Source organism: Vibrio sp. 10N.222.55.C6, from assembly GCF_041473395.1.
Lineage (GTDB): Bacteria > Pseudomonadota > Gammaproteobacteria > Enterobacterales > Vibrionaceae > Vibrio > Vibrio crassostreae_C.
The window spans coordinates 1-278 of the sequence record NZ_JBFRSD010000495.1; the positions used below are offsets into that span (position 1 = coordinate 1).

Consider the following 278-nt stretch of genomic DNA (forward strand, 5'->3'; position numbering starts at 1 on the left):
AACCCAGAACTGTACTTCGCGAATTCGGTTCAAGTATCCGGTTTCCTTGGCACGTTTGAAGTTGTGATCGAAAACAAAGGCACATCAAGCAATCTAGCGAAAGTCGCGATTAATCACGATTGTTTCGATGTTGTTTTAGACCTATGTCTGAATAGCTGCATGACAGAAGAAGTACCTGTACCGGGTTATTACCCAGTAGGTCGTGGCTATCCAAAACTTGCTGAAGCACTGGAAGAGATTCCAACGCTTATGGGCACATTTGATAAGCCTAAGTTCTT

General features: G+C 43.5%; 1 pseudogene. It reads left to right on the forward strand.

Annotation, left to right across the window (positions count from 1 at the left end):
* Positions 1 to 278: pseudogene (locus tag AB4486_RS24775) on the forward strand ((Fe-S)-binding protein); the annotation flags it as partial.